At 70.4% G+C, this 13,856-nt stretch carries 14 protein-coding genes; 5 read left to right on the top strand and 9 right to left on the bottom strand.

Going from position 1 to position 13,856, the window contains the following annotated elements; genetic code table 11:
• Positions 1–5: 5 nt before the first annotated feature.
• Positions 6–821, top strand: coding sequence for a class F sortase (locus AB0G04_RS35520; protein ID WP_360992112.1), 816 nt, complete (start codon positions 6–8; stop codon positions 819–821).
• Positions 822–902: 81 nt separating this feature from the next.
• Here AB0G04_RS35520 and AB0G04_RS35515 read toward each other — a convergent pair whose 3' ends face one another.
• Positions 903–1,451, bottom strand: coding sequence for an HNH endonuclease (locus tag AB0G04_RS35515; protein WP_360992110.1), 549 nt, complete (start codon positions 1,449–1,451; stop codon positions 903–905).
• A gap of 268 nt (positions 1,452–1,719) precedes the next feature.
• Here AB0G04_RS35515 and AB0G04_RS35510 point away from each other — a divergent pair, with 268 nt between their 5' ends.
• The 3 genes from AB0G04_RS35510 to AB0G04_RS35500 are packed head-to-tail and all read left to right on the top strand — an operon-like array spanning position 1,720 to position 4,483.
• Entirely contained in the window at positions 1,720–2,715 is a 996-nt protein-coding gene (locus AB0G04_RS35510) for a mechanosensitive ion channel family protein (RefSeq protein ID WP_360992243.1), read from the top strand.
• A 3-nt stretch (positions 2,716–2,718) separates the two neighbouring features.
• A complete protein-coding gene (locus tag AB0G04_RS35505) occupies positions 2,719–3,153 on the top strand; it encodes a globin (RefSeq protein WP_360992107.1) in 435 nt (144 codons plus the stop codon).
• Between the two features lie 58 nt (positions 3,154–3,211).
• Complete coding sequence (locus tag AB0G04_RS35500; protein ID WP_360992105.1) at positions 3,212–4,483, top strand: PKD domain containing protein; 1,272 nt, start codon at positions 3,212–3,214, stop codon at positions 4,481–4,483.
• Between the two features lie 173 nt (positions 4,484–4,656).
• On the opposite strand, the gene AB0G04_RS35495 is transcribed toward AB0G04_RS35500, so the two are convergent.
• The 5 genes from AB0G04_RS35495 to AB0G04_RS35475 form a co-directional block, all read right to left on the bottom strand.
• Complete coding sequence (locus AB0G04_RS35495; protein ID WP_360992103.1) at positions 4,657–5,241, bottom strand: YbjN domain-containing protein; 585 nt, start codon at positions 5,239–5,241, stop codon at positions 4,657–4,659.
• Positions 5,242–5,369: 128 nt separating this feature from the next.
• Positions 5,370–6,029: a hypothetical protein gene (locus tag AB0G04_RS35490; RefSeq protein WP_360992101.1), complete on the bottom strand. Its 660-nt coding sequence runs from the start codon at positions 6,027–6,029 to the stop codon at positions 5,370–5,372.
• Between the two features lie 16 nt (positions 6,030–6,045).
• The gene (locus AB0G04_RS35485; RefSeq protein WP_360992099.1) at positions 6,046–6,456 is read right to left on the bottom strand and encodes a thioesterase family protein; all 411 of its coding nucleotides are present in this window, start codon (positions 6,454–6,456) and stop codon (positions 6,046–6,048) included.
• A 3-nt stretch (positions 6,457–6,459) separates the two neighbouring features.
• Complete coding sequence (gene ettA / locus AB0G04_RS35480; RefSeq protein WP_360992096.1) at positions 6,460–8,136, bottom strand: energy-dependent translational throttle protein EttA; 1,677 nt, start codon at positions 8,134–8,136, stop codon at positions 6,460–6,462.
• Positions 8,137–8,232: 96 nt separating this feature from the next.
• Positions 8,233–8,742: a hypothetical protein gene (locus AB0G04_RS35475; protein ID WP_360992095.1), complete on the bottom strand. Its 510-nt coding sequence runs from the start codon at positions 8,740–8,742 to the stop codon at positions 8,233–8,235.
• Between the two features lie 138 nt (positions 8,743–8,880).
• On the opposite strand from AB0G04_RS35475, the gene AB0G04_RS35470 reads away from it, so the two are divergent.
• A complete protein-coding gene (locus AB0G04_RS35470; RefSeq protein WP_360992094.1) occupies positions 8,881–10,275 on the top strand; it encodes a trehalose-6-phosphate synthase in 1,395 nt (464 codons plus the stop codon).
• Positions 10,276–10,403: 128 nt separating this feature from the next.
• Here AB0G04_RS35470 and cobA read toward each other — a convergent pair whose 3' ends face one another.
• From cobA to cobC, 3 genes are read right to left on the bottom strand one after another with little or no spacing between them, the layout of a single operon-like run.
• Positions 10,404–11,597, bottom strand: a complete 1,194-nt coding sequence (gene cobA / locus AB0G04_RS35465) for a uroporphyrinogen-III C-methyltransferase (RefSeq protein WP_360992093.1) — start codon at positions 11,595–11,597, stop codon at positions 10,404–10,406.
• Between the two features lie 11 nt (positions 11,598–11,608).
• The gene (cobT, locus tag AB0G04_RS35460) at positions 11,609–12,661 is read right to left on the bottom strand and encodes a nicotinate-nucleotide--dimethylbenzimidazole phosphoribosyltransferase (RefSeq protein WP_360992090.1); all 1,053 of its coding nucleotides are present in this window, start codon (positions 12,659–12,661) and stop codon (positions 11,609–11,611) included.
• Positions 12,658–13,731 carry an Rv2231c family pyridoxal phosphate-dependent protein CobC gene (cobC, locus tag AB0G04_RS35455; RefSeq protein ID WP_360992088.1) on the bottom strand — a complete coding sequence of 358 codons (1,074 nt, stop codon included), beginning with the start codon at positions 13,729–13,731 and terminating at the stop codon, positions 12,658–12,660. Before cobC ends, cobT begins: the two co-directional genes overlap by 4 nt.
• Positions 13,732–13,856 lie beyond the last annotated feature (125 nt).

Raw genomic sequence — 13,856 nt, 5'->3', positions numbered from 1 at the left:
CCGGCGTGGCCAGCGGGAAACAGCCACCGCCGGGCGCCCGGGTACCGGCGGCCGTCGCACGCAAGCGGCCGGCCCAGGTCATCGTGGCTCCCCCACCGGGTGCGATCACCGGGCCGCTGCCGCCGACCCCGGAGATTCGCGGGCGTTCCCCGTTCCGGATCCCGTTCCCCCGGCGGTTCCCGAAACCGCAGCCGGTCCGCGGCCGCAAAGGCGGGATGGTCGGGATAACCGCGCTGGTCCTGTTCTTTCTCGGCCTGTTCGTGTTCGGCCTGGGACTCGGCGCCGCGACCGGGTTCGACATCGGCAGCCTGTTCCGGGGAGCGGACGAGCCCCCGCCGCGGGCGTTCCCGGTGATGGACCCGAGCCGTCCGGAACGGCTGGAGATCCCGGCGCTACGGGTTTCCGCGCCGGTTCTCGAGGTGGGGCTGGCCAACGACGGTTCGGTCGACGTGCCGCCGCTGAAACGGCACAACGAGGCCGGCTGGTTCGAGGGCGGGCCGACACCGGGGCAGTTCGGGCCGGCGCTGATCGTCGGGCACGCGGACACCCGGACCGGGCCGTCGGTCTTCCACGAGCTCGACGAGATGAGGCCGGGCCAGGAGATCAAGGTCCGGCGCGCGGACGGGTCGGTCGCCGTCTTCGAGGTCAACTCGGTGGAGACGTTCGACAAGAACGACCTGCCGATGCGGCGCGTCTACGGCGACTACAGCCGCCCGTCGCTGCGGCTCATGACGTGTGGCGGCCGCTGGCTGGGTGGTGAGGAGGGCTACGAGGACAACATCGTCGTCTTCGCCTCGCTCGTCTCCGCGCGGAAGGGCTGAGGCCGGTTCCGGGCGCCGCTGGAAGGGCTGAGGCCGGTTCCGGGCGCCGCTGGAAGGGCTGAGGCCCGTTCCGGGCGCCGCTCAGGCGGCCTCCGCCGCCGTCAGGACGGGGTCGGGCAGGTCGAGCCAGTCCCGCCAGCGGGGGTCGGGGGTCCGGTGTCCGAGCACTCGCCACGCGACGCCACGCGGGGCGGCCGGGGCGGCGTGCAGGCGCCAGCCCAGCTCGGCGGGGGTCTTGTCACCCTTGCTGTGATTGCACTTCGCGCAGGCGGCCACGACGTTGTCCCAGGCGTGCAGGCCACCGCGGCTGCGGGGGAAGACATGGTCGATGGTCTCGGCGGAACCGCGGCAGTAGGCGCAGCGGCCGCCGTCACGGGCGAAGATGGCGCGGCGGGAGAGTCCGACATGGGTGCGGTACGGCACCTTCACATACCGCGTGAGACGGACCACCGACGGGACCGGGAGATTCTGGTGCGCGCTGTGCAGGATGCCGTCACCGTCGGAGACGCACTCCGCCTTGGCGGTCAGGACGAGAATGGTGGCTCGACGCACCGATACGACGCACAGCGGCTCGTAGGTAGCGTTCAGGACTAACGCGGAAGAGCCAACCGTGGGTCGTATGTCAGGCATCGCGATCACCCTTCCGGTGTCAGTTGCTTGTAACCGCTCCCATAGCCCATGCGTGTGTGATGTGGGACTCGCTGAGCGAGTCCCGTGCGCCAATAGTCCCTGATGAATAACCAAATTGCGAGCAGAATCCGTAGCCGTTCGGTAAACGTCTGAGGTCTTAGCCCAGGGAAACCCGGTACCTTGACTTCCCGTGTTCGTCTTCGGCCCCACCCCCGGTCCGTCCGCCTCGGTCGACGTCTTCACGACGCCGGTCTGCACGGACGACGCCCTGTGCACGCAGATCTACGAGTGGACCGGGAACCAGTGGTTCGCCTCCAGCAGCTACGTGGTCCTGATCAAGCCGCTGCGGATAGCCGCGATCGTCCTGATCGCGCTGCTGATCCGGTGGCTTCTGCACCGCGCGATCTCCCGGCTGGCCACCAGCACGTCGCGGGCCTCGATGCCGGCACTGCTGAAGCCGCTGAAGGAGAAGGTGACGGTCACCGCCGAGGAGGGGACCTTCATCCCCGAGCGGCGGCGGCAGCGGGCCGAGGCGATCGCGTCGGTGCTGCGCAGCTTCGTCAGTGCGGTGATCTTCACCATGGCGGCCCTGCTGGTGATGGGCGAACTGGGCTTCAACCTGGCCCCGCTGCTGGCCAGCGCCGGGATCGTCGGCGTGGCCCTCGGCTTCGGTGCGCAGAGCCTGGTCAAGGACCTGATCGCCGGCCTTTTCATGCTGCTGGAGGACCAGTACGGCGTCGGCGACACCGTCGACCTGGGTGAGGCCACCGGCGTGGTGGAAAGTGTCGGTCTGCGGATCACCACGGTGCGCGACGCGCGCGGTGTGCTGTGGTACATCCGCAACGGCGAGATCGTCCGGGTCGGTAACAAGAGCCAGGGCTGGGCCATGGTCGTGATCGACATCCCGATCGGCTTCGTGAGTTCGGAGGAGGCGGTCGTGGTGCTGAAGGCCGCCGCCGAGACCGTCGCGCACGACCCGGACCACGAGACGGGGTTCCTGGAGCCGCCGGACGTGGTCGGCGTGGAGCAGCTGACCGTGGACGGCGCGGTGATCCGGACGATCGCCAAGACGACCGCCGACAGTCAGATCGCGATCCAGCGTGATCTGCGCCGGGCGCTGACCGAGGCGCTGGAGACGACCGGCATGTCGGAGCGGATCGCCGCCTCCCGGCTGCCGCGCAGTGCCGTGCCGCCGGCGTGGCTGGGCGGGCCGGACAACTCCGCGCCGCCGGCCGCCGGTCCGCAGCAGGGCGGGGCGACCTGATCGATGTCCGGCCGTGAGTGGAAGGATGGAACGGTGAGCGCACCCACCTTCTTCGACGCCGTGGGCGGCGAGCCCACCTTCCGGCGCCTCGTGGACAAGTTCTACGAGGGCGTGGCGGAGGACCCGCTGCTGCGGCCGATGTACCCCGAGGAGGATCTCGGGCCGGCTGCCGACCGGTTCGCGCTCTTCCTGATGCAGTACTGGGGCGGACCCACCACGTACTCCGACAGCCGCGGTCATCCGCGGCTGCGGATGCGGCACGCGCCGTTCCAGGTCGACGCGGCGGCACGGGATGCCTGGCTGCACCACATGCGGGTGGCGGTCGACTCCCTCGGCCTGCCCGAGCCGGCCCGCACCCAGCTCTGGGACTATCTGGAGCGGGCGGCCTATTTCATGGTGAACACGATGGATCCCACGGAGCCCGCGACCGGGCAGTGACGCGTCCGGCGGTTGGCTCGTTGATCGGATTGTCAATCACGATCCGGGGAGCCCTGTCATGCGCCGTCGCCTGCTCGCAGCCGCCGCGGTCGCGGCCGTCGCCGTTCCGGCAATAGCCGCCGCACCGGCGGCGACGGCCGACACCTACCACCCGACGGTCGTCTCCGCCGATCCGGTGGACTGGACACCGCACGTGCTCGACGGCACCGTGTGGTCGATCGCGCTGGTCGGCGACACGGTAGTGGTGGGCGGGGCGTTCACCAAGGTCACCGACAGCAGCCGCCGGCAGGTCTACGCACGCAAGAACATCTTCGCGTTCGGGTTGTGGGACGGTGCGATCCGGACGTTCGCCCCGGAGGTGGACGGCGCGGTCTACTCGCTGGCCACCGGGCCGGAGCATTCGGTCTACCTGGGCGGGGCGTTCAAGAGCGTCAACGGTACGGCGCAGCGCGGCCTGGCCCGGGTCTCGCTTGTCGACGGCGGGCGGTACGCCTCGTTCGGCGCCCGGGTCAACTGGGGTGACGTGCGGGCCGTCGTGAGCCGTGGTGACCACCTGTACGCGGGCGGCACGTTCTCCGCGGTCAACGGGGTGCAGCGGGTCGGCCTGGTCCGGCTCAACGCCTACACCGGGATCGTCGACCAGGGCTTCGACGCGCGGCTGGCCGGTCCGGGTCTCAAGCGCACCCGGGTGGAGCACTTCGACGTCTCGCTGGACGGGCGGAAGCTGATCGCGGTCGGCGCCTTCCTGCGGTCGGGGACCGCCGACCGTACGCAGATCGCGCTCTTCGACGTGGGCGGCCCGGGTGCGGCGCTGACCGGCTGGTACACCGACGCGTTCAAGCCGACCTGCATGAAGGGCTTCGACACGTACCTGCGGCAGGTGAAGTTCTCGCCGGACGGCTCCTACATCGTGGTGGCGGCGACCGGGCGGGCGTCGTCGGCGCAGAAGCTGTGCGACTCGGCGACGCGGTTCGAGACCCGGACGGCGGGCCAGCAGAACCCGACGTGGGTGCAGCGGACCGGCGGGGACTCGCTGTACGCGGTGGCGATCACCGGACCGGCCGTCTACCTGGGCGGGCACCAGCGGTGGTTCGACAACCCGTACGGCACCGACGGGAACGGCCCCGGCCCGGGTGCGGTGTCGCGGCCCGGGATCGGCGCGGTCAACCCGAGCACCGGCAAGGCCCTGGAGTGGAACCCGACCCGGTCGCGTGGCGTGGGTGTACGCGCCTTCCTGGTGACCCGCAACGGCCTGCTGGTGGGCTCGGACACCGATCAGCTGGGCCGCGAATACCACGGCCGGCTGGGCATGTTCCCCCTGCCCAGTTAGCCGGCCTGCCTACTTCGCACGGAACGCAACGGCCTGGCCCGCGATTCGCCGCCGGTGTGTTGGGACTCGGTTTTTCGACGCCCGCGGGGTTTGCGGGCGGCGGAAAATCGCGTCCCAACACACCGGCGGCGAATCGCGGGCCAGGCCGTTGCGTTCCGTGCGAAGCGAAGCAATTAAAGCAAAGCGCCCTCGTCGTGCAGCCAGTCGACGAACGAGGTGGCCACGGCCGCTCCGCAGTCGAGGAGTTCGACCAGGAGGGTGTCGTGGACGCCCGCGGCGAGGGGCACCTGCAGCTCGGCGTAGATCGGGAGCTGGCCACGCTCGGTGGGGTCACCGACGTAGGCCTTGCAGAAGCGCCGCGTGTGGTTCCACTCGTTGACCACGCGGTAGGCGCGGTCCGCCCAGTCGGGCGGCACCGTCGCGTGTGGCCGGGCCCGCATGACCAGGATCTCGTCTTCCGGGCCTTCCAGGGTGAACAGCACGGCGTGCCGTTCCCACATGGCCAGCAGGCTGCCCCCGCCGTCGGCGAGGAACCGGATGTCGAGCCTGTCGAGCGCCTTGCCGACGCGCGCCAGCTGCACCGGAAGAACCACATCGGACGAACCACTCGTGGACAGGTCGGACGAGACCCCGGAGCGGCTCGGCTCGCGCTGGGCCGGGACACCGACGCGAACGCTGCTCTGCACCGCAACCTCGCCGCCGGTATCCGACTGCTGGTTGCCCGCAGCCGATCCCGGACGCCATGACCACCACGGCATCGTGTGCACCTCGCTCCCCAACAGACCCATGCCGGACGTTGCAGTGGATCCGAGGGCCGACGGTACCCGCACGCCTCCTGAAGGTCATCCCCCCAACGGGAGGGCGGGACCGGAAGAACGACCCGGGGTCACCCTTTCGGGTGACTCACCATCGGCATAACGGTCAATTTATGAACGCTCTGTCGCCAAGCTACTCCATATGGTGCGGAAATTCCCACCCAGCCGCCGGCCACCCGAACTCTCGCCTCAGCCGGTTCCGCGCCCCTCGGGCCGAGGAAACCCATTCGGGCGACGGCCTGCACGAGCCGCTGGGAGATCTGCACCGGCTCGCCGTCGTCCGGAGTGACCACCAGCGCCACGTGATCGAGAAGAGCGTCGCGCACCGCCCGCTGGCCGACAGCACGCCCGGACATCCCGCCGGACGCGATCTCCCGCAGCGTCCCGGCGGCCGCGGCGGCGAGCTGAGCCAGTTCGGCACCGGCGATCGACTCGACGGCCCGGCTCGCGGGCGGCGGCAGCGGCCAGCGCCACAGGGTGTCCCGCCGCTCCGGCAACGCCGTCCCACCGGCCGCGAGTACGGCGAGCAGATCCGCCGCGACCACCGTGGCGTCACCCGGCCCCGGACCGGCCACCTCACGGGTGACAAGCACCTCCCACGGGAGCCGGGCCCAAAGCGCTGTCCGGCCGCCGGACGATCGGAGCCGCACCGGCGCGGCCGGATCGAGCCGGGCGAGTCGCGCCAGGAACGCGCCTGCGTCGGGAACCCCGAGCAGGCCGTGCTCACTCATGACCGGTCTACGTTCATCAAGACACCTCGGTGTACGGCTTGAGAAAGTCCCGCTCGGCGTCAGACAGCCGGCGTGGATGACCCTGGACCAGGTGGTACGGCACGCAGACGGACTTCGCCCGGCTGGCCAGAACGCCGTCGTCGAAGAGTTCGTACGACACGGTGAACGACGCGGCCCGCAGCTCGGAGATCCACATCTCGATGCGGACCGGATCACCGAAGTCGATGGGCCGCACGTAGTCGATCTCGTGCCGGGCGATCACGATGCCCTCCTCGAAGGAGCCGAGGCCGTGCGCCTTGGCTCCGACGAAGAACATCGCCACACGCGCCTCCTCGTAGAGGGTGAGGAAGCGCGCGTTGTTGACGTGCCCGTACGCGTCCATGTCGGACCAGCGCACGGGCACGTCGTAGACGAAACGCTCAGCCACGAATCAGTCTCGGGTGAGCTTGCGGTACGTCACCCGGTGCGGCCGGGCGGCGTCGGCACCGAGCCGCTCGATCTTGTTCTTCTCGTACGCCTCGAAGTTGCCCTCGAACCAGAACCACTTGTCCGGGTCCTCGTCAGTGCCCTCCCACGCCAGCATGTGCGTGGTGACGCGGTCGAGGAACATCCGGTCGTGGGAGATGACCACGGCACAGCCGGGGAACTCCAGCAGCGCGTTCTCCAGGCTGGAGAGCGTCTCCACGTCCAGGTCGTTGGTCGGCTCGTCGAGCAGGATCACGTTGCCGCCGATCTTCAGCGTCATCGCGAGGTTCAGCCGGTTGCGCTCACCACCGGACAGCACCTTGGTCGGTTTCTGCTGGTCCGGGCCCTTGAAGCCGAACGCGGCCACGTAGGCGCGGGACGGCATCTCGACCTTGCCGACCATCATGTAGTCGAGGCCGTCGGAGACGACCTCCCACACCGTCTTGGCGGGGTCGAGGCCGGACCGGCTCTGGTCGACGTAGGACAGCTTGACGGTCTCGCCGACCCGCACCGAGCCGGAGTCCGCCTGCTCCAGACCGACGATGGTCTTGAACAGGGTGGTCTTGCCGACGCCGTTCGGGCCGATGATGCCGACGATGCCGTTGCGCGGCAGCGAGAACGACAGGTCGTTGATCAGGACCCGGTCGTCGAAACCCTTCACCAGATTCTTCGACTCGATGACGGTGTTGCCCAGACGCGGGCCCGGCGGGATCTGGATCTCCTCGAAGTCCAGTTTCCGGGTCTTCTCCGCCTCGGTGGCCATCTCCTCGTACCGCTCGAGACGCGCCTTGCTCTTGGTCTGCCGGGCCTTGGCGTTGGACCGCACCCACTCGAGCTCCTCGGTGAGGCGCTTCTGCAGCTTCTGGTCCTTGCGGCCCTGCACCGCGAGGCGGGCGGCCTTCTTGTCGAGGTACGTCGAGTAGTTGCCCTCGTACGGGTACGCCCGGCCGCGGTCCAGCTCGAGGATCCAGGTCGCCACGTTGTCCAGGAAGTACCGGTCGTGGGTGATCGCGATGACCGTGCCGGCGTACTTCGACAGGTGCTGCTCCAGCCAGCTCACGCTCTCGGCGTCGAGGTGGTTGGTGGGCTCGTCGAGCAGCAGCAGGTCGGGCGCCTCGAGCAGCAGCTTGCAGAGCGCGACGCGGCGGCGCTCACCACCGGAGAGCTGGGTGACGTCGGCGTCCGGCGGCGGGCAGCGCAGCGCGTCCATCGCGAGCTCGAGCTGCGCGTCGACGTCCCAGGCGTTGGAGTGGTCGAGCTCCTCCTGGAGCTTGCCCATCTCCTCCATCAGCTCGTCGGTGTAGTCGGTCGCCATCTCTTCGGCGATCTTGTTGAACCGCTCGAGCTTGGCCTTGGTCTCCGCGACGGCCTCCTCGATGTTGCCGAGGACCGTCTTCGACTCGTTGAGCGGCGGCTCCTGGGCCAGCATGCCGACGGTGTAGCCGGGCATCAGCCGGGCGTCGCCGTTGCTGACCTGGTCGATCCCCGCCATGATCTTGAGCAGGCTGGACTTACCGGCGCCGTTCGGTCCGACCACACCGATCTTGACGCCTGGCAGGAAGTTCAGCGTGACGTTGTCGAGCACGACCTTGTCGCCGTGCGCCTTGCGCGCCTTTTCCAGGACGTAGATGAACTGGGCCACGGTGTGCCCTACCTCCGAGATCGTGGATTGCCGGTGCCGATTAGCACCTCAATCTTTCCACCTGCCCCACCAGCGGCGAACGGCAACCCCGGGCAGTCATTCCGGGACCACCTCCTGTTCCTCGACACGGCCGTCCGTGTGCTCGACGACCAGCCGGTCCCTGTTCACCCGGAAGACCGTGCCGTCGGAGGCCGTCGCCCAGTACTCGTCCCGGCCGTCATGCTGCACGTCGGCCAGGAACAGCGCGGTCTTGTTCTCCACCCACTCCGCCTCCGCGCCACCCTTGTTGGCGTGGTAGAAGAGCCGGCCCTCCTCGTCCTGGCAGATCCACGCGCCCGTCCGGCTCTCGGTGCGCACCCGCAGCACCTGGCGCAGCTCGCCGACGGCACCGAACTGCTGGGCCATGTCGCGGGTTTGGTCAAGGCAGGCTTGACCGGCCGGGAGCAGGGTATATGTGGGCGCCGGACCGGTACCGGGACCGCCGCCGTCACGCCGGGAAAGCAGGTAACCGCCGACCATGCCGATGATCGTCAGCAGCGCCGTGGCGATCACCACAGGAAAGAACAAAGGCTGTCGCTGCCGGGAATGATCATCGAGCGGGGTCACCGGCACAGGATGGCACCCCGCCCCGAGCCGGTCCATCACCGTGGCGTCGCAGCGGCGAACCGGAGCCGGTGAGAAAGCGGGAGCTTACACACAGTAGGCTCACGTTGGGAACAGAAACCACCCGGAGGTGTACTCAGCGTGGCCCAACGAAGTTCCTTCGTCGTCGTCGCCAACCGTCTGCCCGTGGACGAGGTCACCGGGCCGGACGGTGAGAAGCAGTGGCGCCCCAGTCCGGGCGGCCTGGTGACAGCCCTGCATCCGGTCCTCATTCAGCAACGCGGCACCTGGATCGGATGGGCCGGCGGGTCCGGCGAAGCGCCCGAGCCGTTCGACCTCGAGGGCATCCACATCCATCCGGTCCCCCTCAGCGATGAGGAACTGGAGCGCTACTACGAGGGCCAGTCCAACGCGACCATCTGGCCGCTCTACCACGACGCGGTCGAGACGCCGGTCTACAAGCGACGCTGGCGGGAGACCTATCGCGTCGTCAACCACCGGTTCGCCCAGGCCGCGGCAGAGGTCGCCGCGGAGGGCGCCACCGTCTGGGTGCAGGACTATCAGTTGCAGCTGGTGCCGTCCATGCTCCGGGAGATGCGGCCCGACCTGCGGATCGGGTTCTTCCTGCACATCCCGTTCCCGCCGATCGAGCTGTTCATGCAGATGCCGTTCCGGGCCGAGATCCTGCGCGGCCTGCTCGGTGCCGACCTGGTCGGGTTCCAGCAGCGGCTGGCCGCCCAGAACTTCGTCCGCCTGGCCCGGCACCTGCTCGGCCTGCGCTACGAGGGCCAGTCCATCCAGGTCGACGGGCGCAAGGTCAAGGCCGGCGCGTTCCCGATCAGCATCGACACCGCCGACATGGAACGGCTCGCCGCCGATCCGGCGGTGCAGGCCCGCGCCAAGCAGATCCGGGCCGAGCTCGGCGACCCGAAGACGGTGGTCCTCGGCGTCGACCGGCTCGACTACACCAAGGGCATCGAGCTCCGTCTCAAGGCGTTCCGCGAGCTGCTCGCCGACGGCAAGCTCAACGTCGGCGAGGCGGTCATGGTGCAGGTCGCCACGCCCAGCCGGGAGCGGGTCGAGCACTACCAGACACTGCGGGTCAAGGTCGAACGCGAGGTCGGCCGGATCAACGGCGAGTTCGGGCGGGTCGGGGTGCCGGCCGTGCACTACCTGCACCAGTCGATGCCGAAGAACGAGCTGGCCGCGCTGTACGTGGCGGCCGACGTGATGATGGTGACCCCGCTGCGCGACGGCATGAACCTGGTCGCCAAGGAGTACATCGCCTGCCGGGGCGACACCGGCGGGGCACTGGTGCTCAGCGAGTTCGCCGGCGCCGCCACCGAGCTTCGCCAGGCGTTCCTGTGCAACCCGCACGACCCGGACGGGGTGAAGGACGCGCTGCTGCGCGCGGTCGGCGCCGAACAGCCGGAGCTGAAACGGCGGATGCGCGTCATGCAGCGTCATCTGCGGACCCACGACGTCGCACGGTGGGCCCGCACCTTCCTCGACGAACTCGGCGTCGGCGAGGACTGAGGTCAGCGACAGGGCGCCGGGCCGCTTTCGGCCCGGCGTCCTTTTCCTTCTGCGGTACGGGTGACGCGCCGCCGTACCGGTGACGCGCTGCGGTACCGGTGACGCGCTGCGGTACTGGTGACGCGCGCTCAGCCCAGCGCGGGCACGAACTCCTGCCCCACCGTGACCACCTCGCCGATCACCACGACCGCGGGCGGGCGGATGCCGGCGGCCGCGGTCTCCTCGGCGATCGCCCCCAGAGTGCTGATCAGCGACCGCTGGTGGGCCGTCGACCCCTCCTGCACCACGGCGGCCGGGGTGCTCGCCGCACGGCCCTCGGCGAGCAGCCGCTCAGCGATCCTCGGCAGGTTCTTCAGACCCATCATCACCACGAGCGTGCCGCGGAGCCGGGCCAGCGCGGCCCAGTCGACCAGCGACTCCGGGTGGTCCGGCGGGATGTGCCCGGAGATCACGGTGAACTCGTGCGCCACCCCCCGGTGGGTGACCGGGATACCGGCCAGCGCGGGCGCCGCGATCGAACTGGTCACACCGGGCACCACGACCACCGGGATCCCGGCCTGGGCGCAGGCCAGCGCCTCTTCGCCGCCCCGGCCGAAGACGAAGTTGTCGCCGCCCTTGAACCGGACCACGAACTTCCCCTGCGATGCCCGGTCCACCAGGATGCGGTTGATCTCCTCCTGGGCGGCCTGCGGGCCGTACGGGATCTTGGCGGCGTCGATCAGCTCCACCTCGGGACGCAGCTCGCCCAGGAGCATGCCGGGGACCAGCCGGTCGGCGACCACCACGTCGGCGGCGGCCAGCAGACGGCGGCCCTTCACCGTGATCAGTTCCGGGTCGCCGGGCCCCGCGCCGACCAGGGCCACGCCCTTGAACTCGGGCGAGGCCGGCGGGGCCGACTCCAGAACGCTCGCCACCATGTCGCGGACCGCCATCGCACGGCGCCGGTCGCCGCCGTCGGTCACCGCCACGGTCACCTGGCCGTGCCGGGTGACGGCCGGGGTCCACGCGGTGGCGGCGTCGCGGTCGTCGGCGCGTACACAGAAGATCCGATTCTGCTCTGCCGCGAAGCTGACCTGGGCCGCCGCCTCGGGATCGTCGACAGCGACATGGACCAGCCAGGCACCCAGGACGTCGGCGGGTTCGAAACGGCGTGGTGTCCACGCCGCCCGCCCGGCGTCGACGTGCCCGCGCAGCGTGGGGGTGAGCTCGGGCGACACGATCTCGACCAGAGCCCCGGCGCCGATCAGGGCCGGCACCCGGCGGGTGGCGACGGTGCCCCCGCCCACCACCAGCACGCGACGGCCCTCGAGGCGCAATCCCATCGGATAGATGCTCACTTCTCCGAAACTCCCGCCGAGTCGAACGTCGCCACCTCGTGCAGCACGCGGACCGCGGCCTGCACGACGGGCAGGGCAAGCACCGCACCGCTGCCCTCGCCGAGGCGCATGCCGAGGTCGAGCAGCGGGTCAAGACCGAGGTGGGCGAGTGCAACGGAGGCGCCGGGCTCGGCTGACCGGTGCCCGGCGACCATCGCGGCCACCGAGTCGGGGGCGAACGCGGCGGCGGCGACCGCGGCCGAGGCGGCGATCACACCGTCGACGATCACCGGCGTCCGGCGCGCCGCGGCACCGAGGATGAATCCGGTCAGGGCGGCGTGCTCCAGCCCGCCCACCGCGGCGAGCACGCCCAGCGGATCGGCCGGGTCAAGGGCGTGCCGCTCGAGGGCCGCCGCCACCACACCGATCTTGTGGGTCAGGGTCTCGTCGTCGATGCCGGTGCCCCGGCCGGTGGCGACGTCGGCCGGCACTCCCGTGAAGGCGGCGATCAGCGCGGCCGCCGGGGTGGTGTTCGCGATGCCCATGTCACCGGTGAGCAGGATGCGGGCGCCCTGGTCGACGAGTGTCTCGGCGACCTTGACGCCGACCTCCACCGCGGCCAGCGCCTCCTCCCGCGTCAGCGCCGGGCCGGTCGTCATGTCCCGGGTGCCACGGCGCACGTTGGCGTCCAGCAGGTTCGGCCCGCCGTGCAACGGGATCGCCACCCCGACGTCGACGACCATGACGTCCGCACCGGTCTGCCGGGCGAACGCGTTGACCACGGCGCCCCCGGCCACGAAGTTCGCCACCATCTGCGCGGTGACCTCCTGCGGCCACGGGCTCACCCGCTGGGCGTGCACCCCGTGGTCGCCGGCGAAGACCGCAACCGTGGCCGGCTCCGGCCGCGGCGGCGGGCACACCCCGGCCAGGCCGGCCAGGCGCACCGACAACTCCTCCAGCACACCCAGCGAGCCGGCCGGCTTGGTGAGGCGGGCCTGCAGCTCACGCGCGGCGGTCATCGCCTCGCCGTCGGCGGGCAGGATGGCCGCCAGGGTCGTCTCCAGCGTCACGGTCGCTCCTCGATCACTTCGCTCAGAGTCTGCACGAATCGGTCTGTGGTCGCAGTGTCGCGCACCGCAATCCGCAGCCAATCGCTGCCCAGCCCGGGAAAGGTGTCGCCACGACGCACCGCGTAGCCACGTTTCCGCAGGTCAACGCGTATCTGATCGGCGGCCGGGAGGCGTACCGGAACGAATGCGGACGCCGGCTCTCCGGGAACCGTGACGCTCGGCACTCGCCGCAGCTGTTCCACCAGATGGGCACGCTCGCTCGCGAGCGCCGCCGCGATCTCCCGTTCGGCGGCGACCGCGGCCGGTGACGCGCAGGCGGTCGCGGCCGCGAGCGCCGGTGTCGAGACCGCCCACAGCGGCCGCGCGGCGGCCAGCCGGCGCAGCAGATCGGCCGGGCCGAGCGCGTAGCCGATGCGCAGACCGGCCAGCCCCCAGGTCTTGGTGAGACTGCGCAGCACCACGAAGCCGGGCAGGTCACGGCGCTCCGCCAGCGACTCCGGCTCCCCCGGCACACCGGGCCGGTACGTGGTGTCGGCGAACGCCTCGTCGACGACCAGTACCCGGCCCGGCCGGGCCAACTTCGCCACGTCGGCAGCCGGGTGCAGGACCGAGGTCGGGTTCGTGGGGTTGCCGACGAAGACGAGATCGGCGTCCTCCGGCACCAGATCGGGGTCGAGCCGGAAGCCGTCCGCCTCCCGCAGGAGGACCCGCTCCGGCTCGTGCCCGGCGTTGCGCAGCGCGGCCTCCGGCTCGGTGAACTGAGGGTGCACCACGACCGGGCGGCGGGCGCCTCGCAGCGCCTGCGCGAGCAGCACGAACGCCTGCGCGGCACCGGCCGTGAGCAGCACCTCTCCCGGGTCCCGGCGGTGCCGGGCGGCGACCGCCACGGTGGCGTTCCGCTCGTCCGGGTAGGCCGAGAGACAGGTCAGCGATGCCGCGATCGGGTCCGCCAGCCAGGCGGGCATCGCCTGGTGCCGCACGTTGACCGCAAGATCGATCAGGCCGGCACCCACCTCGGCGTCGCCGTGATGATCCAGGTCGAAACTCATGGGCCCAGCATGCCGGACCATGACCCGCGCCTCACTCCGGCCGTTCCGTCCGTGGCTTCGGCCTCATGTCGGTCTTTCCTCGCCATGGTCCACGCCTCACTTCGGCCGTTCCATCCGAACATGAGGGGTTTTGTCATACCTTCAGA

Origin of the sequence: Actinoplanes sp. NPDC023801 (assembly GCF_040639655.1) — a bacterium.
GTDB lineage: Bacteria > Actinomycetota > Actinomycetes > Mycobacteriales > Micromonosporaceae > Actinoplanes.
Note: the sequence above shows the minus strand (reverse complement) of the source record. Positions and strands in the feature narration are given on the sequence as shown.